Source organism: Pseudomonas sp. NMS19W (assembly GCF_051554255.1).
GTDB lineage: Bacteria > Pseudomonadota > Gammaproteobacteria > Pseudomonadales > Pseudomonadaceae > Aquipseudomonas > Aquipseudomonas kribbensis.
Genome location: NZ_CP136718.1, coordinates 2,057,553 through 2,079,590 on the forward strand (window position 1 = coordinate 2,057,553; position 22,038 = coordinate 2,079,590).

Consider the following 22,038-nt stretch of genomic DNA (forward strand, 5'->3'; position numbering starts at 1 on the left):
ACAATAATCATAAGATCGGAGTGAACCCATGAAGCTGCCATTCGCTGGACGTCTTCTCGCTGTCGCCATGCTGGCTGCCGCATCCGCCGCACTGCCTGTCTCTTCGGCTTTCGCCGAGTCCCCCGAAAAACCCAAGGTCGCGCTGGTCATGAAATCTTTGGCCAACGAATTCTTCCTCACCATGGAAGACGGCGCCAAGGCTTACCAGAAAGAACACTCCGCCGATTTCGACCTGATCTCCAACGGGATCAAGGACGAAACCGACACGGCAGGCCAGACCCGCATCGTCGAGCAGATGATTCTGGCGAAGGTCAATGCACTGGTCATCGCGCCTTCTGACTCCAAGGCCATGGTGCCGGTGATCAAGAAGGCCGTCGACGCCGGCATCACTGTGATCAACATCGACAACCAGCTCGATCCCGCCGTCATCAAAAGCAAGAATATCTCCGTACCGTTCGTAGGCCCGGACAACCGCAAGGGCGCACGTCTGGTTGGCGAGTACCTGGCCAAGCAGCTGAAGGCCGGTGACGAAGTCGGCATCATCGAGGGCGTTTCCACAACGACTAACGCCCAGCAGCGTACCGCTGGCTTCAAAGATGCGATGGAGGCCGCGCAGATCAAGGTGGTTTCCCTGCAGTCCGGCGACTGGGAAATCGACAAGGGCAACAAGGTAGCCGCGTCGATTCTCAGCGAGTACCCGGACGTCAAGGCGTTGCTGGCCGGAAACGACAGCATGGCGGTCGGTGCTGTTTCTGCTGTACGTGCGGCCGGCAAGGCCGGGCAGGTACAGGTTGTCGGTTACGACAACATCAATGCCATCAAGCCGATGCTGCAGGATGGTCGCGTACTCGCAACGGCTGACCAGTTCGCTGCCAAACAGGCGGTGTTCGGTATCGAGACCGCGCTGAAAATCATCAAGGGCGAGAAAGTCGACAGTGGCGCCAACGGCGTCATCGAAACCCCGGTCGAGCTGGTCACCAAAAAGTAGTCCTTCGGCGACACAACGGCGCTCGTCCGTCCGGGCGAGCGCATGGAGAGTTTTTTATGTCAGTTTCCGCCCCGAACGCTGTCCTCTCGGTCAGCGGTATCGGTAAGACCTATGCGCAGCCGGTGCTCACCGGCATCGACTTGACGCTGATGCGCGGTGAAGTGCTGGCACTGACCGGCGAGAACGGTGCCGGTAAAAGTACCCTGTCGAAAATTATCGGTGGTCTGGTGACCCCGACCACCGGACAGATGCAGTTCCAGGGCAAGGAATACCGCCCTGGCAGCCGTACCCAGGCCGAAGAGCTTGGCGTGCGTATGGTCATGCAAGAACTCAATCTGTTGCCGACCCTTTCGGTGGCGGAAAACCTGTTTCTCGACAACCTGCCAAGCAACGGTGGCTGGATCAGTCGCAAACAGCTGCGCAAGGCTGCCATCGAGGCCATGGCCCAGGTCGGCCTGGATGCCATCGACCCCGACACGCTGGTTGGCGAGCTGGGCATCGGTCACCAGCAAATGGTCGAGATTGCGCGCAACCTGATCGGCGACTGCCATGTGCTGATCCTCGACGAGCCCACTGCGATGCTCACTGCTCGCGAAGTTGAAATGCTCTTCGAGCAGATCACACGGTTGCAGGCACGCGGCGTTGCGATCATTTACATCTCCCATCGTCTCGAAGAGCTGGCCCGAGTCGCACAGCGCATTGCTGTGCTGCGTGATGGCAATCTGGTGTGTGTCGAGCCCATGGCCAACTACAACAGCGAGCAATTGGTCACTCTGATGGTCGGGCGCGAGCTGGGCGAACACATGGACATGGGGCCGCGCAATATCGGTGCGCCTGCGCTGACGGTGAAAGGCCTCACTCGTTCCGACAAAGTGCGGGATGTGTCCTTCGAAGTGCGGGCCGGCGAAATTTTCGGTATTTCCGGACTGATCGGGGCTGGGCGTACGGAGCTTCTGCGCCTGATTTTCGGCGCTGATCCTGCTGACAGCGGAAGCGTTGCCCTTGGATCACCGGCACAGGAGGTGAGTATCCGCTCGCCGGTCGATGCTGTGCGTAACGGCATCGCCCTGATCACTGAAGACCGAAAGGGTGAGGGCCTGCTGCTGAGCCAGTCGATCAGCGCCAACATTGCCCTGGGCAATATGCCGGAGATTTCCAGCGGTGGTTTCGTCAACAATAGCGACGAAATCTCCCTGGCCAAGCGGCAGATCGATGCCATGCGCATCCGCAGTTCGAGCCCGACACAATTGGTGTCCGAACTGTCCGGTGGCAACCAGCAAAAAGTCGTGATCGGCCGCTGGCTGGAGCGCGACTGTTCGGTGTTGCTGTTCGATGAGCCTACTCGCGGTATCGACGTCGGTGCCAAGTTCGACATTTATAACCTGCTCGGTGAACTGACCCGACAGGGAAAGGCGCTGGTGGTGGTCTCCAGCGACCTGCGCGAGCTGATGCTGATCTGCGACCGCATCGGGGTGCTGTCGGCGGGGCGTCTGATCGACACGTTCGAGCGCGACAGCTGGACCCAGGATGACTTGCTTGCCGCCGCGTTCGCCGGCTACCAAAAACGTGATGCGTTGCTCAACGAGGCAGCGCCTGGGGATCTCCCATGAAAACTGCATCTTCTGCCGGTAAACGTAGTGGCAACTTCTACGGTCTGGGCACTTACCTGGGCCTGGCCGGTGCCCTGCTGGCGATGGTTGCGCTGTTCTCGGTCATGAGCAGCCACTTCCTCTCGTACAACACTTTCAGCACCTTGGCCAATCAGATTCCTGATCTGATGGTGTTGGCGGTGGGCATGACCTTCGTGCTGATCATCGGCGGGATCGACCTGTCGGTGGGTTCGGTACTGGCGCTCGCGGCATCGACCGTCAGCGTGGCGATCCTAGGCTGGGGCTGGAGTGTCCTGCCGGCTGCGCTGCTTGGCATGGCAGTGGCAGCACTGGCCGGTACGGTCACTGGCTCGATCACGGTTGCCTGGAGAATTCCGTCATTCATCGTTTCGCTTGGTGTGCTGGAGATGGCCCGGGGCCTGGCGTATCAGATGACCGGTTCGCGTACCGCTTACATCGGTGATTCATTTGCGTGGCTGTCGAACCCGATCGCCTTTGGTATTTCGCCGTCGTTCATCATTGCCCTGCTGGTGATTTTCATTGCTCAAGCGGTGTTGACCCGGACCGTGTTTGGTCGCTACCTGATCGGCATCGGTACCAACGAGGAAGCAGTGCGGCTGGCGGGCATCAATCCCAAGCCCTACAAGATTCTGGTGTTCAGTCTGATGGGGCTGCTGGCCGGTATCGCGGCGCTGTTCCAGATTTCCCGCCTGGAAGCGGCCGACCCGAATGCCGGTTCAGGCCTTGAGCTGCAAGTGATCGCTGCGGTGGTGATCGGCGGCACCAGCCTGATGGGCGGCCGTGGTTCGGTCATCAGTACGTTCTTCGGGGTATTGATCATCTCTGTCCTGGCGGCCGGTCTGGCGCAGATCGGCGCAACCGAGCCGACCAAGCGCATTATCACTGGTGCAGTGATCGTCATCGCGGTAGTGCTCGATACGTATCGCAGCCACCGCGCAAGTCGGCGGGGCTGAGACATGGCGACAATCAAGGATGTGGCGGCGCTTGCGGGGATTTCCTACACGACCGTCTCCCATGTTGTGAACAACACCCGGCCGGTGAGCCAGGAAGTTCGGCTGAAAGTCGAGGCGGCGATCAAGAGCCTCGACTACGTGCCGAGCGCCGTCGCCCGATCGCTGAAGGCCAAGACCACTGCCACTATTGGCTTGCTGGTGCCCAACAGTCTCAACCCTTACTTTGCCGAACTGGCGCGAGGGATCGAGGATTATTGTGAGCGTAACGGCTACTGCGTAATCCTCTGCAACTCCGACGACAATCCGGAAAAGCAGCGCAGCTATTTGCGGGTCTTGCTGGAAAAACGCATCGATGGCTTGATCGTCGCCTCCGCTGGAGGTGACAGTGGTCTGGTGCAAGGTCTGGCCGGGGTCAAGACGCCGATGGTGATCGTTGACCGGGGGCTGGAAGGTGTGGACGCTGATCTTGTGCGCATCGACCATGAATATGGCGCCTATCTGGCAACGAGGCATCTGATCGAGCTCGGCCATCACGATATCGCCACGATTGGCGGTCCGGCGAGCACCAGTGTTGCGCAAATGCGTCAGGCAGGATTTTGCCGCGCCTTGAAAGAGGCAGGTATTGAAGTGCCATCGTCGCGGATGCTGGAAAGCGATTTCACCAGCACTGGCGGTTACAACGCGGCTGCGGTTTTGCTTGAGGGCAATCCCCCCAGTGCAATCTTTGCCGGCAACGACATGATCGGCATCGGTGTGCTGCGCGCCGCCGCCGAGCGCAATGTGCGCGTACCTGCGCAGTTGTCGGTGATCGGTTTCGACGATATCCAGATGAGCCGTTACGTGTACCCGGCGCTGACCACTGTGGGGCAGTCGATCCTGCAGTTGGGCGAGATGGCGGCGGAAGTGTTGCTGCGAAGAATTGCTACCCCGGATCTGGCTACGGATCAGCGGATCGTGACCCCGAGTATTGTCTTGCGAGAGTCGACCGCGCCGCTGGCTGGCGTGTTTACCGAATATCGCTGAAACCGAAATGATGAGTAGTGATGTATGCCTGCAAATGTAGTGGTAATAGGCAGTCTGAACATGGACCTGGTCACTCGGGCACCTCGTTTGCCCCGGGGTGGCGAGACACTGATCGGACATTCGTTCGCGACTGTGCCAGGTGGCAAGGGTGCCAACCAGGCGGTGGCCGCCGCCCGGCTGGGCGCTCAGGTGTCGATGGTCGGCTGTGTCGGCAATGACGACTATGGCGTGCAATTGCGCGAGGCATTGCTGGCCGAGCAGATCGATTGCCAGGCGGTCAGCGTGGTCGAGGATTCCAGTGGCGTGGCATTGATCGTGGTCGATGACAACAGTCAGAACGCAATCGTCATTGTTGCCGGGGCCAACGGTTCGATGACGCCTGCGGTGATCGACCAGTTCGACGCGGTATTGCAGGCGGCGGATGTGATCATTTGTCAGCTGGAAATTCCCGATGCCACCGTCGGTCATGCGCTCAAACGCGGTCGTGAACTGGGCAAGACGGTCATCCTGAATCCGGCCCCGGCCAGCCGTCCATTGCCTGCGGACTGGTTTTCTACCATCGACTACCTGATTCCCAATGAAAGCGAAGCGGCAGCCCTCAGCGGTTTGCCGGTGGACTCGCTGGAAAGCGCTGAAAAAGCAGCTGCACAACTAATTTCCATGGGTGCCGGCAACGTGATCGTCACGCTGGGGGCTCAGGGTGCGTTGTTCGCCAGCGGCTCGGGTTACCAGCATTTTCCTGCGCCCAAAGTGAAGGCGGTCGATACCACGGCTGCCGGGGACACCTTCGTCGGCGGTTTCGCGGCAGCGCTGGCCGTCGGCAAAACCGAAGTCGAGGCCATTCGTTTTGGCCAGATAGCCGCAGCGCTGTCTGTTACTCGTGCGGGGGCTCAGCCGTCCATTCCCACATCATCCGACGTACAGGCGTTCAAACCCGCATGAAAAAGACTCCATTGCTCAATATCGCGCTGTCTCGGCTGATTGCCTCCCTGGGTCATGGCGACATCGTCGTGATCGGTGATGCCGGCTTGCCTGTGCCACCGGGTGTCGAGTTGATCGATCTCGCGCTGACCCACGGTGTTCCGGATTTCGTCAGCACCCTGAAGATCGTGCTCAGCGAAATGCAGGTGGAAAGTCATGTGCTTGCCCAGGAAATCTTCGACAAGCAACCCACTGCGCTGGCTTCGCTGGATGCATTGAATGAAGAAGGTGCACTGGGGCGGCGCGATCTGCTCAGTCATGAGCAATTCAAGGCTCTCAGCCGACAGGCGCGAGCGATTGTTCGTACAGGCGAATGTCAGCCGTACTGCAACATCGTGCTGGTGGCCGGGGTAACGTTTTAACGGGGCTCAGTCCCTTTTCTGATTTCAAATGCACAAGGAATGCGCCATGCACCGCTATGCTCAAAAAATTCACCAACTGATCCGGAGCCTGCTGCTTTTGTCCGTGATAACCGCGACCGGCGCCCAGGCGGCGGAAAAAATCGATCTGATCATCGATACCGATCCGGGTGCCGATGATGTGGTGGCCCTGTTGTTTGCTCTGGCATCGCCGGATGAACTGAACATTCGCGCGCTGACCACCGTGGCTGGCAACGTGCGTCTCGACAAGACATCACGCAATGCGCGACTGGCCCGCGAGTGGGCCGGGCGTGAAGAAGTGCCGGTTTATGCCGGCGCACCGAAGCCGTTGATGCGCACACCGATCTACGCCGAGAACATCCATGGCAAGGAAGGCCTGTCGGGTGTCACCGTGCATGAGCCGAAAAAAGGCCTGGCTGAAGGCAATGCGGTCAACTATCTGATCGACACCCTGAAAAAAGCCAAGCCGCACAGCATCACCATTGCCATGCTTGGGCCGCAAACCAACCTGGCACTGGCACTGATCCAGGAGCCGGAGATCGTTCAGGGCATCAAGGAAGTGGTCATCATGGGTGGCGCGCACTTCAATGGTGGCAACATCACACCAGTGGCCGAATTCAACCTGTACGCCGATCCGCAAGCGGCTGAGGTCGTGCTCAAGAGCGGCGTGAAACTGACTTACCTGCCGCTGGATGTCACCCACAAGATTCTCACCAGCGATGCACGCCTGAAGCAGATCGCGGCGCTGAACAACAACGCGAGCAAGATTGTCGGCGATATCCTCAACGAGTACATCAAGGGCGATATGGAACACTACGGTATTCCGGGTGGTCCGGTGCATGACGCCACGGTCGTGGCTTACCTGCTCAAACCAGAACTGTTCACCGGCCGTTCGGTGAACGTGGTGGTTGATAGCCGTGAAGGTCCGACCTTCGGGCAGACCATCGTCGACTGGTATGACGGCCTGAAAGCCCCGAAAAATGCCTTCTGGGTGGAAAACGGTGATGCTCAGGGCTTCTTCGATCTGTTGACCGAACGCCTGAAGCGTCTGAAGTAAGCAACAGGCCCGCAGGTGCCAGCCTGCGGGCCTTTATTATTCTTTCTCGATGTCCGATGTGCCTTTGAAGTCATCCGGATACTTCTCGAACAGCTGGGCAATAAATGATTGCGCGGCTTGTGTTCCCAGCGTCTTGACCAGCAGGTCGATGCTGATCAATGCCAACTCCTCCGGACTGCCCGGACTGTAAGAACTATGGCCTTGTGGCCAGTGGGCCTTGATGTCGGCTGAGATGCTTACGGTCGTCATGATGGGCTCGGAAGGTTACGGGACTGGAGTCTTGAGTTAACCACTTTGTCTGATGTTTGGCACTGCGACTTAGGCATGAGCGCAGGGCTATGCGACACTTGGTCGTCTTCGAATTAACCAAGGGCCTGAGTTGTGCAAATCGATTTGAATTCCCCGGGCGGCCTGACGCTGGACGCCGTGCGTCTGATGCTGGCTTCGGCCAGCGACGATGAGCACACCCAGTTACGCGTGACCAAGGGCGGCATTGCATATATCTCTTCGGGCGTCACGGGTGGCCAGGCTATCGATGGCTTGTCGTTTCGCCTGGAGACCTGGGCCAAGGGCTCGGGTTATGTGGGCAACGTTGCGGCCAGCGACGAGGTCTGGGTGATGCAGATCTTCAATGCGCTCAAGGACAACTGGCCGAATCCGCCCTTTGACTACATTGATGTCTACTGAGCACTGGTCATATTCAGTGACGATTGTATGAAGAAGGATCGGGCGTTGCTGAGGCAAACTCGCCGTTTTTCTGATCGTGGGGCAGGGGAGTGGCGCAGGTCATGAAACCAAACGCTGTATTGGCGGTCGCACGATGTTCGCTCAACTATTGAAAAAAGGAGGCTTCATGCCTTGGAAGCTCGCGTCACTGGGTACTCTGATGGCAGTTGCCATGCTGGCTGGCTGCACTACCACGTCCAGCGAGTCGCAGAAGGATCCCGTGGCAACCGAAACCGGTCACAGTCGTTGCGAGGCAACCGCTGCAGAGTTCGCCGTCGGCAAAAAGGCTTCGCCGGAATTGCTGGAGCAGGCGCGCAAAAAGGCCGGCGCGCAGAATGCCCGATTCCTCAAGCCTGACGACATGATCACCCTTGAGTACCGGTCTGATCGGCTGAACCTCAATACCGACAACAATCTGGTGATCACTCGGGCCAGTTGTGGCTGAGTTGTACAGACTTTTGTCACGCGCATAAAAAACCCCGTCACATGGACGGGGTTTTTTTAGTGCGCCGGGAAATTACTCTGGGCGAACTTGTGCAGCTTGCATACCCTTTTGGCCTTTCTCAGCCACGAAGGAAACGGTCTGGCCTTCTTTCAGGCTTTTGAAACCGTCGGATTCGATAGCTTTGAAGTGTACGAACAGGTCGTCACCGCCACCTTGAGGAGTGATGAAGCCGAAGCCTTTTTCATCGTTGAACCATTTAACGGTGCCGGTTTGGCGATTAGACATGGTGTATCTCCAAGAAACATATATTTTCAGTAGTACTGTGCTGCTCAGGCCAACTGGGCACACCGGGGTATCATAGTCGAAATGTTCGCTTTGGTAGCCCCCCGGACGTGCTGTTTGCTTTCATATTGCAGACGCTTCGACAGTTTGAATGTCTGTAACCCCCGGTTTCAGAGGCTTTCAGCCAATTCGGCGGGGTGTAAAAAAAGCTATAAAACCTGCATAAAATATCGGATTCAGGGGCATTCCGGCCGTTTTTTGCTCGCTGAATGCCCGTAAATCCGCTCGCCAGGGTCTATTTCTGCACTCGGCAAACCGAGATTTCCTTCAGCGCGCGCTGACCCAGCTCACCGCTCGGCGGGGTGTTCTTGTCCATCAGCTGAGAGATTTCCTGGGTGGTGAATTTCTTCTCCAGGACATCAGCGCCACAGGTGCAGTGTTGTTTGGCTACGGTCGGGTTGACGCTTTGACTGGCCGCTTTGGTGCAGTCGTTCATGTATTGCTCTTTGACGCCTTTCGGCCAGGCAGCCTGCGCGCTCAGCGGCAACAGCAGAACTAAAGGGACGACTGCGGCGAATAGGGTGTTCAGACGCATGCGAGGATGCTCCTTGTGGGTCGATGTCTTGTTATCTGATGGCTGAGTGGCCGATCAAGTTCATCACTCTGGCATAAAACTGACGATTTGCCTGCCGGTAAAACCAGAGTGCGTGTGTGACCGTTCATCTGTGCTAGCATGGCCGACTCGGGCGTTCGCAGGCTCCGGTTGACCTTCAGTCCCGGCAGCGGCAACGTGCGAATACTCTGATTTGAATCCCAGTCACTCTGGTTCGGTTTTCCGGTTGGCCGCAAGGCTCCTGCCGCTGTAAGGCAGGCGTTCGTCATTGAATGGCCTGGATCGGATCTTGTACTGGCTCATCCCAACCCACGTGACCTTTGGTAGGGGTCACCACTAGGAGAGGAGGCGCCATGCCAACTATTACTCTTCCCGACGGCAGTCAACGTTCATTCGATCACCCGGTTTCCGTAGCCGAGGTCGCCGCATCCATCGGTGCAGGCCTGGCCAAGGCCACCCTGGCCGGCAAGGTGAACGGCAAGCTGGTCGACGCCAGTGACATCATCGACAGCGACGCAACGCTGCAAATCATCACGCCAAAGGATGAAGAGGGGCTGGAGATCATTCGCCACTCTTGCGCCCACCTGGTTGGCCACGCGGTCAAGCAGCTGTACCCAACGGCCAAAATGGTCATCGGTCCGGTCATTGACGAAGGCTTCTATTACGACATCGCCTTCGAGCGTCCTTTCACTCCGGAAGATATGGCCGCCATCGAACAGCGCATGCAACAGCTGATCGATACCGAATACGACGTCATCAAGAAAGTCACTCCGCGCGCCGAAGTGATCGAAGTGTTCAAGGCTCGTGGCGAAGACTACAAGCTGCGCCTGGTCGAGGACATGCCGAACGAGCAGGCCATGGGCCTGTACTATCACGAAGAATACGTCGACATGTGCCGCGGTCCGCACGTGCCGAACACTCGCTTCCTGAAATCCTTCAAGTTGACCAAGCTGTCCGGCGCTTACTGGCGCGGTGATGCCAAGAACGAGCAATTGCAGCGCGTTTACGGCACCGCATGGGCTGACAAGAAACAGTTGGCAGCGTATATCCAGCGAATCGAAGAAGCTGAAAAGCGCGATCACCGCAAGATCGGCAAGCGCCTGGGCCTGTTCCACACCCAGGAAGAAGCGCCGGGCATGGTGTTCTGGCACCCGAATGGCTGGACTCTGTACCAGGTGCTCGAGCAGTACATGCGCAAGGTGCAGCGTGACAACGGCTATCTCGAGATCAAGACGCCGCAAGTCGTTGACCGTAGCCTGTGGGAAAAGTCCGGGCACTGGGCCAACTACGCCGACAACATGTTCACAACCGAGTCGGAAAGCCGCGACTACGCGATCAAGCCGATGAACTGCCCTTGCCACGTGCAAGTGTTCAACCAGGGTCTGAAGAGCTACCGCGAGCTGCCGATGCGTCTGGCCGAGTTCGGTGCCTGCCACCGTAACGAGCCGTCGGGTGCGCTGCACGGCATCATGCGCGTGCGTGCATTCACTCAGGACGACGCCCACATTTTCTGCACCGAAGAGCAGATGCAGGCCGAGTCCGCTGCGTTCATCAAGCTGACCATGGATGTTTACCGCGACTTCGGCTTCACCGACGTCGAAATGAAACTGTCCACTCGTCCGGAAAAACGCGTTGGTTCCGACGAACTGTGGGATCGCGCCGAAGCAGCCTTGGCCGCGGCCCTTGATAGCGCGGGCCTTCCGTATGATCTGCAGCCGGGTGAGGGCGCTTTCTATGGTCCGAAGATTGAATTCTCGCTGAAAGATTGCCTCGGTCGCGTGTGGCAATGTGGTACTTTGCAGCTCGATTTCAACCTGCCAGTGCGTCTTGGTGCCGAATACGTCTCCGAAGACAACAGCCGCAAGCATCCGGTCATGTTGCACCGTGCGATCCTCGGTTCGTTCGAGCGTTTCGTCGGGATTCTGATCGAGCACTACGAAGGTGCATTCCCTGCGTGGCTGGCGCCAACCCAGGCAGTGATCATGAATATCACTGATAAACAGGCAGATTTTGTTGCTCAGGTCGAAAAAACTCTCAACGAAAGCGGGTTTCGTGCCAAGTCTGACTTGAGAAATGAAAAGATCGGCTTTAAAATCCGCGAGCATACTTTGCTCAAGGTTCCATATCTCTTGGTTATTGGGGATAAGGAAGTCGAGATGCAGACTGTCGCTGTGCGTACTCGTGAAGGTGCTGACCTGGGCTCGATGCCCGTCGCCCAGTTCGCTGAGTTTCTCGCGCAAGCGGTTTCCCGGCGTGGTCGCCCAGATTCGGAGTAATTATTATTAAGCGTGAAATGAGACAAGATAAACGAACTGCACCGAAAGCCCCGATCAACGAGAATATCTCGGCACGCGAGGTTCGGTTAATTGGCGCTGACGGCGAGCAGATTGGCATCGTCTCGATTGATGAAGCGCTTCGTATCGCTGAAGAAGCAAAGCTTGATCTGGTAGAAATCTCTGCAGACGCAGTCCCACCGGTTTGCCGTGTGATGGACTACGGCAAATCGATCTTCGAAAAGAAGAAGCAGATTGCTGCGGCGAAGAAGAACCAGAAGCAGATTCAGGTAAAAGAAATCAAGTTTCGTCCAGGGACGGAGGAAGGGGATTACCAGGTAAAACTGCGCAACCTGGTACGTTTCCTGAGTGACGGGGACAGGGCCAAGGTATCCTTGCGATTCCGCGGCCGTGAGATGGCCCACCAGGAGCTGGGGATGGAACTCCTCAAGCGGGTTGAACAAGACCTGCTCGAGTACGGTTCGGTCGAACAGCATCCTAAGATGGAAGGACGCCAGCTGATCATGGTCATCGCCCCGAAAAAGAAGAAGTAATCAACAGGGCACGGCAGGCCTTCTGATTATGTTTATCAACTGAATGCGGAGTATCCGAACATGCCAAAGATGAAAACCAAAAGTGGTGCTGCTAAGCGGTTTCTGAAAACTGCTAACGGTATCAAGCACAAGCACGCTTTCAAGAGCCACATCCTGACCAAAATGTCGACCAAGCGTAAGCGTCAACTGCGCGGTAGCAGCTTGCTGCATCCGTCTGACGTGGCAAAAGTCGAGCGCATGCTGCGCCTTCGTTAATTTTTGGATCAAGAATAGAGGAAGTAACTCATGGCTCGTGTAAAGCGTGGCGTCATTGCCCGTAAACGTCACAAAAAAATTCTGAAACTTGCTAAAGGCTACTACGGCGCTCGCTCGCGCGTATTCCGTGTTGCCAAGCAAGCGGTAATCAAGGCAGGCCAATACGCCTACCGTGACCGTCGTCAGAAAAAACGTCAGTTCCGCGCTCTGTGGATCGCTCGTATCAACGCTGGTGCTCGTGTTAACGGTCTGTCCTACAGCCGTTTCATCGCTGGCCTGAAAAAAGCGTCCATCGAGATCGACCGTAAGGTTCTGGCTGATCTGGCAGTGAACGAAAAAGCGGTGTTTGCCGCGATTGTCGAGAAAGCTAAAGCCACCTTGGCTTAAGTACCCCCGACAGTCACCCGGCCTCACCTCTGTGGGGTCAGGTGGTAAACGTCATAAATAGGGGAAGAGCCTTCAAGCTCTTCCCCTATTTTGTATCTGGAGTCTGTACATGGAAAACCTGGATGCGCTGGTCTCTCAAGCACTAGAGGCTGTGCAAAGCGCTGATGATATCAATGCCCTGGAGCAAATCCGGGTTCAATACCTTGGCAAAAAGGGTGAATTGACTCAGGTGATGAAGACCCTGGGGAATTTGCCGGCAGAGGAGCGTCCGCAGGTCGGCGCCCTGATCAACGTTGCCAAGGAGCGTGTCACAGGCGTTCTCAATGCGCGCATGGCGCTGTTTGAAGAGGCCGAACTGGCTGCCAAACTGTCCGCCGAATCCATTGACGTAACCCTGCCGGGCCGTGGTCAGACCTCCGGTGGTCTGCATCCGGTAACCCGGACTCTGGAACGTATCGAACAGTTCTTCACCCGCATCGGCTACGGCATTGCCGAAGGCCCTGAGGTCGAAGACGATTATCACAACTTCGAGGCGCTCAACATCCCAGGCCATCACCCGGCCCGGTCGATGCACGACACCTTCTATTTCAATGCGAACATGCTGTTACGCACCCATACCTCACCGGTACAGGTCCGCACCATGGAATCGCAGCAGCCGCCGATCCGCATCGTCTGCCCAGGCCGTGTGTATCGCAGCGACTCCGATATCACCCACTCGCCGATGTTCCACCAGGTTGAAGGCCTGCTGGTCGATCGCGACATCAATTTTGCCGACCTGAAAGGCACTATCGAAGAGTTCCTGCGGGTGTTCTTCGAAAAAGAACTGGCGGTACGTTTCCGTCCTTCCTACTTCCCGTTCACCGAGCCATCCGCTGAAGTCGACATGGAATGCGTGATGTGCAGCGGTAAAGGTTGCCGTGTCTGCAAGCAGACCGGCTGGCTGGAAGTGATGGGCTGCGGCATGGTTCACCCGAATGTGCTGCGCATGTCGGGGATCGACCCGGAAGAGTTCTCGGGCTTTGCCTTCGGCATGGGCGTCGAGCGTCTGGCCATGCTGCGTTACGGCGTGAACGACTTGCGTCTGTTCTTCGACAACGACTTGCGGTTCCTTGCGCAATTTCGCTAGTCGTAACGAATTCTTAGGAGAGCAGGATGAAATTCAGTGAACAATGGCTGCGTGGCTGGGTCAGCCCGCAGGTAAATCGCGACGAGCTGGTTGCTCGTCTGTCGATGGCCGGTCTTGAGGTCGATAGTGTTACGCCGGCCGCCGGTGCATTCAGTGGTGTAGTGGTGGGCGAGGTTCTGAGTACCGAGCAACACCCTGACGCCGACAAGTTGCGTGTGTGCCAGGTGAGCAATGGTGCGGAAACCTTTCAGGTCGTGTGCGGTGCGCCAAATGTGCGTCCGGGCCTGAAGATTCCGTTCGCCATGATCGGTGCCGAGCTGCCGGGCGACTTCAAGATCAAGAAAGCCAAGCTGCGTGGCGTCGAGTCCAACGGCATGCTGTGCTCGCAATCCGAGCTTCAGGTCGGTGAAGGCAATGACGGTCTGATGGAGCTGCCGGCCGATGCGCCGGTAGGCGAAGATTTCCGTGTTTACCTGGATCTGGAAGACGCCAGCATCGAAGTCGATCTGACTCCGAACCGCGGCGACTGCCTGTCCCTGGCGGGGCTGGCGCGTGAAGTGGGTGCGTTGTACGACACTCCAGTCACTCGTCCGGTGGTGATGACTGTTCCGGCCGTGCACGACGAAGTGCGTTCGGTGGAAGTCCTGGCGCCTGCTGCATGCCCGCGTTACCTGGGGCGTGTCATCCGTAATGTTGATCTGTCCAAGCCGACGCCGCTGTGGATGGTCGAGCGCCTGCGTCGCGCCGAAGTCCGCAGCATCGACGCCGCGGTCGATATCACCAACTACGTGATGCTCGAACTGGGTCAGCCGCTGCACGCTTTCGACCTCGCGGAAATCAATGGCGGCATTCGTGTACGCATGGCGGAAGAGGGCGAGAAGCTCGTTCTGCTCGACGGTCAGGAAGTCAGCCTGCGTAGCGATACGCTGGTGATCGCCGACCACACTCGCGCTCTGGCCATTGCCGGCGTGATGGGTGGCGAGCACAGCGGTGTATCCGCGACCACTCGCGACGTGTTCCTTGAGAGTGCCTTCTTCGACCAGATCGCGGTGGCGGGCAAGGCTCGTTCTTATGGTCTGCACACTGATGCTTCGCACCGCTACGAGCGTGGCGTGGACTGGCAACTGGCCCGTGAAGCCATGGAGCGCGCCACTGGCCTGCTGCTGGAAATCACCGGTGGCGAAGCCGGCCCGATCATCGAAACCGTCAGCGAGCAGCACCTGCCGTCGATCGCGCCGATCACTCTGCGCGCTCAGCGCATCACCCAGATGCTGGGCATGGAAATGGATTCGGCCGAAGTCGAGCGTCTGCTCAACGCTTTGGGCCTGAAGGTTTCCGCCGACGGAGCAGGGCAGTGGCGCGTAGAAGTGCCAAGCCATCGCTTCGATATCAGCCTGGAAGTCGATCTGATCGAAGAACTGGCGCGTCTGTACGGTTACAACCGTCTGCCGGTTCGTTACCCGCAAGCTCGTCTGGCGCCGCAAGCCAAGGCTGAAGCGCGCAGCGATCTGCCGGAGCTGCGTCGTCTGTTGGTCGCTCGTGGTTATCAGGAAGCGATCACCTATAGCTTCATCGATCCAAAGCAATTCGAGCTGTTCAATCCAGGTGTCGAGCCGCTGCTGTTGGCGAACCCGATCTCCAATGACATGGCTGCTATGCGTTCGTCGCTGTGGCCGGGTCTGGTCAAGGCGCTGCAGCACAACCTGAATCGTCAGCAGGATCGCGTCCGTCTGTTCGAGAGTGGTCTGCGCTTCGTCGGTCAGCTGGAAGGCCTGAAGCAAGAGCCGATGCTGGCCGGTGTTGTCTGCGGTAGCCGTCTGCCGGAAGGCTGGGCGCAAGGTCGCGATACCGTGGACTTCTTCGACGTCAAGGCTGACGTGGAAGCGGTGCTGGGTTTTGCCGGTGCGCTGGATTCGTTCACTTTCACTCCGGGCAAACACCCGGCGCTGCACCCGGGTCAAACCGCGCGCATCGAGCGTGAAGGGCGTGAAGTCGGCTTTATCGGTGCGATTCACCCTGAGCTGTCGAAATCCCTCGGTCTCGACCGTCCGGTCTTCGTCTTCGAGCTGGTTCTGGCTGAAGTGGCGTTGGGCAAAATGCCTAAATTCCACGAGTTGTCGCGCTTTCCTGAAGTGCGTCGTGACCTTGCACTGATTGCGCACAAGGACGTTGCGGCCTCGGCCGTACTGGATGTAATCCGTGAAAATGCAGGCGAATGGCTGACAGACCTCAGGCTATTTGACGTGTATCAGGGTAAAGGTATTGATCCTGATAGAAAAAGCCTTGCAGTCGGCTTGACCTGGCAGCATCCATCGCGCACTCTTAATGACGATGAGGTGAATTCGACGACGCAAAATATCCTCACCTCGCTCGAACAAAGGTTGAACGCCACGTTAAGGAAGTGACGTATGGGGGCTTTGACGAAAGCTGAGATGGCGGAACGTCTGTATGAAGAGCTGGGCCTGAACAAGCGGGAAGCCAAGGAATTGGTCGAACTGTTTTTCGAGGAAATCAGGCACGCTCTTGAAGACAACGAGCAGGTCAAATTGTCGGGTTTCGGCAATTTCGACCTTCGGGACAAACGCCAGCGGCCTGGCCGCAACCCGAAAACGGGGGAAGAAATCCCGATCACGGCTCGCCGTGTGGTCACCTTTCGTCCAGGGCAGAAGTTGAAGGCCCGAGTTGAGGCTTATGCTGGAACCAAGTCATAACGACGAACTACCCGTCATCCCGGGCAAACGCTACTTCACCATTGGTGAAGTCAGCGAGCTGTGTGCGGTAAAGCCGCACGTGCTGCGCTACTGGGAGCAGGAGTTTCCTCAGCTCAACCCCGTCAAACGCCGCGGAAACCGCCGGTATTATCAGCGCCAGGACGTGCTGATGATCCGGCAGATCCGCGCGCTCCTTTACGATCAAGGGTTCACCATCGGCGGTGCGCGTCTGCGCCTGTCCGGTGATGAAGCCAAAGACGATACAACCCAATACAAGCAAATGATCCGCCAGATGATTGCCGAGCTCGAAGATGTTCTGGTGGTTCTCAAGAAATAATTTCCTGCTTTTAAATACTTCCAGTTTTCAAAAGCTTGCGATATATTCTTGAGCGTTCTTCGAGAAGGGGAACGAGTTTCAAGCCCAGTCGGGGCGTAGCGCAGTCCGGTAGCGCACTAGCATGGGGTGCTAGGGGTCGAGTGTTCGAATCACTCCGTCCCGACCATATAATTCAATGACTTAGCCCAACTTTAACGAGTTGGGCTTTTTCATGTCCGGTGACTTTTGCAGGGGAATTCTGCTTTGGCTGATTCAAGCTGTCGGCCGGCCTGTGATCTTAATGGAGCGTCGCAGCCCTTCGGCTTTGTCCAATCCTGATCCTGTCGAGTGCTCGATTTAGCGCATCCAGAGCGTCCAGGAGTGCCTTGGCCTCGGACTCGCGTCCATCGCCCCAAAGACGTTCCGCCATGTTGTTCAGGGCCTGGATCGAACGTTCTATTTCGGCAGCGGTTGCTGCCGTTTTACTTTGCGGCTGATTCTTTGGCATCGGTCACCTGGCTCCATTCAATTCCAAACCGTCCCAGATATTTCCTCAATCGGTCCGCATCATTGGGTTGTGCCTTCGCCTGGCGCGATACGCCGAACAAGCGTCTGCCGGCATCCGACAAGCTACCTGACTCTCTGCACACTGCCAGTACGGCCTTCAATTGCAATCGGTCAAACAGGTCCATGCCTTCGGCGTCTCCCGGTAAATCGTCCATCACTCCTGCCGATTGCTGCAGTCCCCAGGCATAACGAAGTCGATCAATCTCTTCCTGCACCTGGGCTTCATCAATTCGCCCGCTGTCGGCCAGTGTCGCCATGCGTGTTATCGAGGCTGAAAGTTCGCGAAAGTTGCCAAGCCATGCCGCTTCGCGTGAGCTGGCAAAAGCCAGATAGCGCCTGCGCGCTTCCAGGTTGAAGCGTACCAGTTGGCCGTGTTCGCGCGCGTGGCGTTCAAGTTCGAAGTCGATGTTCGGCTCGATGTCCTCGCGCCGACCCGCCAGGCCCGGCAGGTCGAACGTCCAGAGGTTGATTCGTGCGTAGAGATCCTCCCGAAACAAGCCTTCAGCGACACGGCTGCGCAGATCGCGGTGGGTGCCGGCGATAATCAGAAAGTCGCTGTCGACTTCCTTGTCCGAGCCGAGCGGGAAGAAGCGCTTCTCCTCAATGGCCTTGAGCAGCATGGCTTGTTCGTCTGCACCCAGTTCGCCGATTTCATCGAGAAACAACATGCCACCGTCGGCGGCGCGCAACAGGCCGTCGCGGGCATTTTGCGCGCCGGTGAAGGCGCCTTTGACGTGGCCGAACAGCGCGGACATCGCGCCGTCGCCGCGCAGGGTGGCGCAGTTCACTTCAACGAAGCGTCCCTGCATCTGGTGGCGGCCGCGTTTGAGCTCATAGATCCGCCGGGCGAGGAAGGATTTGCCGGCCCCGGTCGGGCCGATCAGCAGCATCGGCGCTTTCGAGCGCACAGCGACGCGTTCAATCTGTTCGATGGAGCGGTTGAACGCGGCGTTGCGTGTGGCGATGCCGGATTTAAGAAACTCCAGGCCTTCCAGGCGTTTGTTGGTGAAGCGAGTGGCAATGCGATCGTAGCGCGACAAATCCAGATCGATCAGCGCGTGAGTACCAGTGGCCGGCTCATCTTCGCTCTTGCGTCGGGCGGGGGAGGTCTGGATCAGCCGTGCCGGCAGGTAGCGCGCCTCGGTCAGCAGGAACCAGCAGATCTGCGCAACGTGGGTGCCGGTGGTGATGTGGACCAGATAGTCCTCGCGCTCGGTATCGAAGGTGTATTCGGTGGTGAAGTCGTGCAGCGCGCCGTAGACCTCCTCGAAATCCCACGGGTTGCGCAGCGCCATCGGGTGCAGGCAGACCTCGGTTTCAGGCGATACCTGACGAATGTCTTCGCGAATCCGCTCGGCAAGGCTGATGTCTCGGGCGTCAGTACCGTGAATCAATTCCAGTCGATGGATCAGCACATCCGGCTGCTGGCACAGGCCCACGCTCGGGCGCCAATGGTTCCAGCGATTGGCGCCTTTGCCTACGCGATCGAGGGTTGCTCCGATGAAGCCGATGGCAACAGTGCGCTTGTTTTGCATGGCTATCTCAAAAGATAAACGACGATATCCAATGATAGTGTTCGGCGAATCGTGTTGTCGTGCCTAATGTTCAGAGATCTCCTCGTAATAAATAAAAAACTATATAAATCAATTATTTAAAAAATTAATGGATGAATTTTTAAAAACTGGCACGGCGGCTGCAATATTTCTCGCAACGAACAGGACAACATAGCGAGACGCCACGATGGCCAATTTGAACCTCTTCAACACACAATCGAACAACCTGCCGGCGTGCGATACCGTGAATGCTTCGGGAGCCGCGGCTTATGCCTATACGCCCAAGCATCAACTGGCCCAGTTGGCAGTGACCGGTTGTCTGAACCAGACCTTTTACGCAACGGCGCAAAACCAGCTGGATCAGGTGTTGAAGCTGGTGGCCGAACTGGACAGCCGCTTTGTGGCCAGCGCTGCGATATACGCCCGCCAAAAAGGCCATATGAAAGACATGCCGGCGTTGTTGCTGGCGGCACTGACCGCCCAGCGTTCGGTGCTGGTACCAGAGGTGTTCGGGGAGATCGTGGACAGTGGCAAGATGCTGCGCAACTTCGTACAGATCCTGCGCAGTGGTGCCACCGGGCGCAAATCCCTCGGCTCGCAGCCCAAGCGACTGGTGCAGAACTGGCTGAACAGCGCGACCGAGCGGCAACTGCTGCAAGCGTCGATCGGCAATCAGCCCTCGTTGGCGGATGTGGTGAAAATGGTTCACCCCAAACCGTCCGAAGCCTGGCGCGAAGCGTTCTTCGCCTGGCTGATCGGCAAACCGGTGGACGTACAAACGCTGCCGGAACTGACTCGTGATCTGCTGGCGTTTCGCAGCGGTGCAAGTGATCGAGTACCTGAGGTGCCTTTTCAATTGCTCGGCAACGAAACCCTGAGCAAGGAACAGTGGGCCGCTCAAGCGCAAAACATGGGCTGGCAGGGGCTTCGCATCAACCTCAACACCCTGGCGCGCCATGGTGCTTTTGAAGTGCCGGGTTGCACTGAATACGTGGCCGGACGGTTGGCGGATCCAGAGTCGGTCGCCAAGGCGCGGGTGTATCCGTACCAGTTGCTGACGGCATACCGAATGGTGGGTGAGGACGTTCCGGCTCCGATACGTGAGGCGCTGCAAGATGCACTTGAGTTGTCGTTGGCCAATGTGCCGAAGCTTGAAGGCGCGGTGGTGGTCTGCCCGGACGTCTCCGGGTCGATGGGCAGCCCGCTGACCGGTTACCGACAGGGTGCGACCACAGCAGTTCGCTGCATCGATGTGGCGGCGTTGATCGCGGCTGCGGTGTTGCGCAAACAGCCGGCCGCGCGGGTGATGCCGTTCGAGGTCGACGTGGTGGATATCACGCTCAACCCGCGGGACAGTGTAATCAGCAATGCCGAAAAGCTTGCAGGCATTTTCGGTGGCGGAACCTGCTGCTCGGCACCGCTGAAGAAGCTGGCGGACAGCAAGGCCAAGGTCGATACGCTGATCATGGTCTCGGACAACGAATCCTGGATCGATGCGCGACGTCGAGGCGCGAGCGAAACGATGCTGCAATGGGAGCGGATAAAGCGGCTCAACCCGCAGGCGCGCCTGATCTGCATCGACCTGCAGCCGGGTTGGGCGACACCAGCGGCGGATCGCGGCGACATCCTGAATGTCGGCGGTTTCAGTGACGCGGTGTTTGATGTGATCGAACAATTCACCGCCGGCCGGTACGGCCCGCAGCACTGGGTCGAAGCGATCGAACGTATGAAATGAAGCTGAACAATTGATCTGTCACGGGCACTGAATGCCGGTGGGACTACATCCAAGACGTCTCATCAAACCCTTGTCAGTGCACGTGACGGCACGAATGCCGATGGCTGTACATCTGAGGCCGGCTAACCCCGGTGCGCGGCGACGCGCAACAGTCTTCAACCTTTGTCGTGCCACCTTTTTTGAATCTGCCGGCGAATGCCGGTGGAACTACCTGAAGAATCGAGATGATGAAAGAACACACTTACCAACTGCTGGAAGTCGCCAACGGCAAACCGATCAAGCTCTGGACCGAAGGCGTCCCGGTGGAAAACGAAGCGCGCGAGCAGCTGATGAACACGGCAAAGATGCCATTCATCTTCAAGCATCTCGCCGTGATGCCAGATGTTCACTTGGGCAAGGGCTCGACCATCGGCAGCGTGATTCCCACGGTGGGCGCGATCATTCCGGCGGCGGTCGGGGTCGATATCGGCTGCGGCATGATTGCCGCGCGGACTTCTCTGACCGCGTCCGATCTGCCGGACAACCTTCACGGTCTGCGCAGTGCCATCGAACAGGCGGTGCCTCATGGCCGAAGTTCGACCCGCTCGCAGCGGGACAAGGGCGCCTGGGGGAGATTCCGAAGGAGGCCGATCAGGCGTGGGCGGCGCTGCATCCACGGTTCAAGGCAATCACCGACAAATACCCGAAACTGGCCAACACCAACAACCGCGGACACTTGGGAACACTGGGCAGCGGTAACCATTTCATCGAAGTGTGCCTGGATGAAGCCAACCGGGTCTGGTTCATGTTGCACAGCGGCTCGCGCGGTGTCGGCAACGCCATTGGCAATCTGTTCATCCAGATGGCCCAGGCGGATATGCGTCAGCACATCGCCAACCTGCCGGATCGTGATCTGGCGTACTTCGAAGAAGGCAGTCGGCACTTTGACGATTACGTGGAAGCGGTGGGCTGGGCTCAGGATTTTGCCAAGCAGAACCGGGCGCTGATGATGCAAGCGGTGATTCAAGCCACGCGGCAGATCATCCGCAAGCCATTCGAAGTCGCGCTGGAGGCGGTGAACTGCCACCACAACTACGTGCAGAAAGAGCGGCATTTCGGCGAGGACATCCTGGTCACCCGCAAAGGCGCGGTGTCGGCGAAGAAGGGTGAGTTGGGGATCATTCCCGGCTCGATGGGGGCCAAGAGCTTCATTGTGCGCGGCTTGGGCAACGAGGATTCGTTCTGCTCCTGCAGCCACGGTGCCGGTCGGACCATGAGCCGTACCCGAGCGAAAAACACCTTCACGATCGAGGATCAGATCCGTGCCACCGCGCACGTTGAATGCCGAAAGGACGCTGCGGTGATCGATGAAATTCCGATGGCCTACAAGGACATCGACAAAGTCATGCACGCCCAGCGTGAGCTGGTGGAAGTGCTGCATACCTTGCGCCAGGTGGTGTGCGTCAAGGGATAGCGCGTGCTGCGGCACGCTGGAACAAGGAC

General features: G+C 57.9%; 23 protein-coding genes, 1 tRNA gene and 1 pseudogene. 20 read left to right on the forward strand and 5 right to left on the reverse strand.

Going from position 1 to position 22,038, the window contains the following annotated elements; all coding sequences use genetic code 11:
* Nucleotides 1-28: 28 nt before the first annotated feature.
* From R1A29_RS09275 to R1A29_RS09305, 7 genes are read left to right on the forward strand one after another with little or no spacing between them, the layout of a single operon-like run.
* The gene (locus R1A29_RS09275; RefSeq protein ID WP_085712021.1) at nucleotides 29-988 is read left to right on the forward strand and encodes a sugar ABC transporter substrate-binding protein; all 960 of its coding nucleotides are present in this window, start codon (nucleotides 29-31) and stop codon (nucleotides 986-988) included.
* A gap of 56 nt (nucleotides 989-1,044) precedes the next feature.
* Complete coding sequence (locus R1A29_RS09280) at nucleotides 1,045-2,598, forward strand: sugar ABC transporter ATP-binding protein (RefSeq protein ID WP_438301231.1); 1,554 nt, start codon at nucleotides 1,045-1,047, stop codon at nucleotides 2,596-2,598.
* Nucleotides 2,595-3,572, forward strand: coding sequence for an ABC transporter permease (locus R1A29_RS09285; protein WP_438301232.1), 978 nt, complete (start codon nucleotides 2,595-2,597; stop codon nucleotides 3,570-3,572). The genes R1A29_RS09280 and R1A29_RS09285 overlap by 4 nt, the downstream gene beginning before the upstream one ends.
* Before the next feature lie 3 nt (nucleotides 3,573-3,575).
* Entirely contained in the window at nucleotides 3,576-4,595 is a 1,020-nt protein-coding gene (locus tag R1A29_RS09290) for a LacI family DNA-binding transcriptional regulator (protein ID WP_438301233.1), read from the forward strand.
* Nucleotides 4,596-4,619: 24 nt separating this feature from the next.
* Nucleotides 4,620-5,537, forward strand: coding sequence for a ribokinase (gene rbsK, locus R1A29_RS09295; RefSeq protein WP_438301234.1), 918 nt, complete (start codon nucleotides 4,620-4,622; stop codon nucleotides 5,535-5,537).
* Nucleotides 5,534-5,938 carry a D-ribose pyranase gene (gene rbsD / locus R1A29_RS09300; protein WP_408987043.1) on the forward strand — a complete coding sequence of 135 codons (405 nt, stop codon included), beginning with the start codon at nucleotides 5,534-5,536 and terminating at the stop codon, nucleotides 5,936-5,938. Before rbsK ends, rbsD begins: the two co-directional genes overlap by 4 nt.
* 46 nt (nucleotides 5,939-5,984) lie before the next feature.
* Entirely contained in the window at nucleotides 5,985-7,013 is a 1,029-nt protein-coding gene (locus R1A29_RS09305; protein ID WP_438301235.1) for a nucleoside hydrolase, read from the forward strand.
* Nucleotides 7,014-7,049: 36 nt separating this feature from the next.
* Here the strand turns inward: R1A29_RS09305 and R1A29_RS09310 are convergent, their stop codons facing one another.
* Nucleotides 7,050-7,262, reverse strand: a complete 213-nt coding sequence (locus R1A29_RS09310) for a hypothetical protein (RefSeq protein ID WP_085712027.1) — start codon at nucleotides 7,260-7,262, stop codon at nucleotides 7,050-7,052.
* Nucleotides 7,263-7,394: 132 nt separating this feature from the next.
* Here R1A29_RS09310 and R1A29_RS09315 point away from each other — a divergent pair, with 132 nt between their 5' ends.
* Together R1A29_RS09315 and R1A29_RS09320 are read left to right on the forward strand one after the other, a co-directional pair.
* Nucleotides 7,395-7,700: a hypothetical protein gene (locus R1A29_RS09315; protein WP_085712028.1), complete on the forward strand. Its 306-nt coding sequence runs from the start codon at nucleotides 7,395-7,397 to the stop codon at nucleotides 7,698-7,700.
* 166 nt (nucleotides 7,701-7,866) lie between these two features.
* Complete coding sequence (locus R1A29_RS09320) at nucleotides 7,867-8,184, forward strand: I78 family peptidase inhibitor (RefSeq protein WP_114882129.1); 318 nt, start codon at nucleotides 7,867-7,869, stop codon at nucleotides 8,182-8,184.
* 72 nt (nucleotides 8,185-8,256) lie between these two features.
* Here R1A29_RS09320 and R1A29_RS09325 read toward each other — a convergent pair whose 3' ends face one another.
* Together R1A29_RS09325 and R1A29_RS09330 are read right to left on the reverse strand one after the other, a co-directional pair.
* On the reverse strand, nucleotides 8,257-8,469 hold the full coding sequence (locus tag R1A29_RS09325) for a cold-shock protein (protein ID WP_003179963.1): 213 nt from the start codon (nucleotides 8,467-8,469) through the stop codon (nucleotides 8,257-8,259).
* Nucleotides 8,470-8,761: 292 nt separating this feature from the next.
* Nucleotides 8,762-9,061 carry a hypothetical protein gene (locus R1A29_RS09330; protein ID WP_085712030.1) on the reverse strand — a complete coding sequence of 100 codons (300 nt, stop codon included), beginning with the start codon at nucleotides 9,059-9,061 and terminating at the stop codon, nucleotides 8,762-8,764.
* Nucleotides 9,062-9,432: 371 nt separating this feature from the next.
* Here R1A29_RS09330 and thrS point away from each other — a divergent pair, with 371 nt between their 5' ends.
* The 9 genes from thrS to R1A29_RS09375 all read left to right on the forward strand — a co-directional run bounded on the left by thrS (nucleotide 9,433) and on the right by R1A29_RS09375 (nucleotide 16,888).
* Nucleotides 9,433-11,355, forward strand: a complete 1,923-nt coding sequence (thrS, locus tag R1A29_RS09335; RefSeq protein WP_065261420.1) for a threonine--tRNA ligase — start codon at nucleotides 9,433-9,435, stop codon at nucleotides 11,353-11,355.
* Entirely contained in the window at nucleotides 11,355-11,906 is a 552-nt protein-coding gene (infC, locus tag R1A29_RS09340; protein ID WP_170929631.1) for a translation initiation factor IF-3, read from the forward strand. Before thrS ends, infC begins: the two co-directional genes overlap by 1 nt.
* A 60-nt stretch (nucleotides 11,907-11,966) precedes the next feature.
* Nucleotides 11,967-12,161, forward strand: coding sequence for a 50S ribosomal protein L35 (rpmI, locus tag R1A29_RS09345; protein ID WP_002553160.1), 195 nt, complete (start codon nucleotides 11,967-11,969; stop codon nucleotides 12,159-12,161).
* Nucleotides 12,162-12,191: 30 nt separating this feature from the next.
* The gene (gene rplT, locus R1A29_RS09350) at nucleotides 12,192-12,548 is read left to right on the forward strand and encodes a 50S ribosomal protein L20 (RefSeq protein WP_007913489.1); all 357 of its coding nucleotides are present in this window, start codon (nucleotides 12,192-12,194) and stop codon (nucleotides 12,546-12,548) included.
* Nucleotides 12,549-12,657: 109 nt separating this feature from the next.
* Nucleotides 12,658-13,674 carry a phenylalanine--tRNA ligase subunit alpha gene (gene pheS, locus R1A29_RS09355; protein WP_438301236.1) on the forward strand — a complete coding sequence of 339 codons (1,017 nt, stop codon included), beginning with the start codon at nucleotides 12,658-12,660 and terminating at the stop codon, nucleotides 13,672-13,674.
* A 26-nt stretch (nucleotides 13,675-13,700) separates the two neighbouring features.
* Nucleotides 13,701-16,079, forward strand: a complete 2,379-nt coding sequence (pheT, locus tag R1A29_RS09360) for a phenylalanine--tRNA ligase subunit beta (RefSeq protein ID WP_438301237.1) — start codon at nucleotides 13,701-13,703, stop codon at nucleotides 16,077-16,079.
* Nucleotides 16,080-16,082: 3 nt separating this feature from the next.
* Nucleotides 16,083-16,385 carry an integration host factor subunit alpha gene (gene ihfA, locus R1A29_RS09365; RefSeq protein WP_002553164.1) on the forward strand — a complete coding sequence of 101 codons (303 nt, stop codon included), beginning with the start codon at nucleotides 16,083-16,085 and terminating at the stop codon, nucleotides 16,383-16,385.
* Entirely contained in the window at nucleotides 16,366-16,722 is a 357-nt protein-coding gene (locus R1A29_RS09370) for a MerR family transcriptional regulator (RefSeq protein ID WP_003179985.1), read from the forward strand. Before ihfA ends, R1A29_RS09370 begins: the two co-directional genes overlap by 20 nt.
* Nucleotides 16,723-16,811: 89 nt before the next feature.
* Nucleotides 16,812-16,888 (forward strand) — tRNA-Pro (locus R1A29_RS09375).
* A 111-nt stretch (nucleotides 16,889-16,999) separates the two neighbouring features.
* Here the strand turns inward: R1A29_RS09375 and R1A29_RS09380 are convergent.
* Nucleotides 17,000-17,209, reverse strand: coding sequence for a hypothetical protein (locus R1A29_RS09380; protein WP_438301239.1), 210 nt, complete (start codon nucleotides 17,207-17,209; stop codon nucleotides 17,000-17,002).
* Nucleotides 17,184-18,803, reverse strand: coding sequence for an RNA repair transcriptional activator RtcR (gene rtcR, locus R1A29_RS09385; protein ID WP_438301240.1), 1,620 nt, complete (start codon nucleotides 18,801-18,803; stop codon nucleotides 17,184-17,186). The genes R1A29_RS09380 and rtcR overlap by 26 nt, the downstream gene beginning before the upstream one ends.
* A 205-nt stretch (nucleotides 18,804-19,008) precedes the next feature.
* Between rtcR and R1A29_RS09390 the strand changes: the two genes are divergently transcribed.
* Both R1A29_RS09390 and R1A29_RS09395 read left to right on the forward strand, forming a co-directional pair.
* A complete protein-coding gene (locus R1A29_RS09390; RefSeq protein WP_438301241.1) occupies nucleotides 19,009-20,556 on the forward strand; it encodes an RNA-binding protein in 1,548 nt (515 codons plus the stop codon).
* A gap of 227 nt (nucleotides 20,557-20,783) precedes the next feature.
* Nucleotides 20,784-22,009 (forward strand): annotated as a pseudogene (locus R1A29_RS09395) (RtcB family protein).
* The last annotated feature ends 29 nt before the right edge of the window (nucleotides 22,010-22,038 follow it).

Excerpts from the sequence above, each read along its gene's own strand:
- R1A29_RS09275 (WP_085712021.1), top strand. The coding sequence starts at position 29 with ATGAAGCTGCCATTCGCTGGACGTCTTCTCGCTGTCGCCATGCTGGCT.
- R1A29_RS09280 (WP_438301231.1), top strand. The coding sequence starts at position 1,045 with ATGTCAGTTTCCGCCCCGAACGCTGTCCTCTCGGTCAGCGGTATCGGT.
- R1A29_RS09285 (WP_438301232.1), top strand. The coding sequence starts at position 2,595 with ATGAAAACTGCATCTTCTGCCGGTAAACGTAGTGGCAACTTCTACGGT.
- R1A29_RS09290 (WP_438301233.1), top strand. The coding sequence starts at position 3,576 with ATGGCGACAATCAAGGATGTGGCGGCGCTTGCGGGGATTTCCTACACG.
- rbsK (WP_438301234.1), top strand. The coding sequence starts at position 4,620 with ATGCCTGCAAATGTAGTGGTAATAGGCAGTCTGAACATGGACCTGGTC.
- rbsD (WP_408987043.1), top strand. The coding sequence starts at position 5,534 with ATGAAAAAGACTCCATTGCTCAATATCGCGCTGTCTCGGCTGATTGCC.
- R1A29_RS09305 (WP_438301235.1), top strand. The coding sequence starts at position 5,985 with ATGCACCGCTATGCTCAAAAAATTCACCAACTGATCCGGAGCCTGCTG.
- R1A29_RS09310 (WP_085712027.1), bottom strand. The coding sequence starts at position 7,262 with ATGACGACCGTAAGCATCTCAGCCGACATCAAGGCCCACTGGCCACAA.
- R1A29_RS09320 (WP_114882129.1), top strand. The coding sequence starts at position 7,867 with ATGCCTTGGAAGCTCGCGTCACTGGGTACTCTGATGGCAGTTGCCATG.
- R1A29_RS09325 (WP_003179963.1), bottom strand. The coding sequence starts at position 8,469 with ATGTCTAATCGCCAAACCGGCACCGTTAAATGGTTCAACGATGAAAAA.
- R1A29_RS09330 (WP_085712030.1), bottom strand. The coding sequence starts at position 9,061 with ATGCGTCTGAACACCCTATTCGCCGCAGTCGTCCCTTTAGTTCTGCTG.
- thrS (WP_065261420.1), top strand. The coding sequence starts at position 9,433 with ATGCCAACTATTACTCTTCCCGACGGCAGTCAACGTTCATTCGATCAC.
- rpmI (WP_002553160.1), top strand. The coding sequence starts at position 11,967 with ATGCCAAAGATGAAAACCAAAAGTGGTGCTGCTAAGCGGTTTCTGAAA.
- rplT (WP_007913489.1), top strand. The coding sequence starts at position 12,192 with ATGGCTCGTGTAAAGCGTGGCGTCATTGCCCGTAAACGTCACAAAAAA.
- pheS (WP_438301236.1), top strand. The coding sequence starts at position 12,658 with ATGGAAAACCTGGATGCGCTGGTCTCTCAAGCACTAGAGGCTGTGCAA.
- pheT (WP_438301237.1), top strand. The coding sequence starts at position 13,701 with ATGAAATTCAGTGAACAATGGCTGCGTGGCTGGGTCAGCCCGCAGGTA.
- ihfA (WP_002553164.1), top strand. The coding sequence starts at position 16,083 with ATGGGGGCTTTGACGAAAGCTGAGATGGCGGAACGTCTGTATGAAGAG.
- R1A29_RS09370 (WP_003179985.1), top strand. The coding sequence starts at position 16,366 with ATGCTGGAACCAAGTCATAACGACGAACTACCCGTCATCCCGGGCAAA.
- R1A29_RS09380 (WP_438301239.1), bottom strand. The coding sequence starts at position 17,209 with ATGCCAAAGAATCAGCCGCAAAGTAAAACGGCAGCAACCGCTGCCGAA.
- rtcR (WP_438301240.1), bottom strand. The coding sequence starts at position 18,803 with ATGCAAAACAAGCGCACTGTTGCCATCGGCTTCATCGGAGCAACCCTC.
- R1A29_RS09390 (WP_438301241.1), top strand. The coding sequence starts at position 19,009 with ATGGCCAATTTGAACCTCTTCAACACACAATCGAACAACCTGCCGGCG.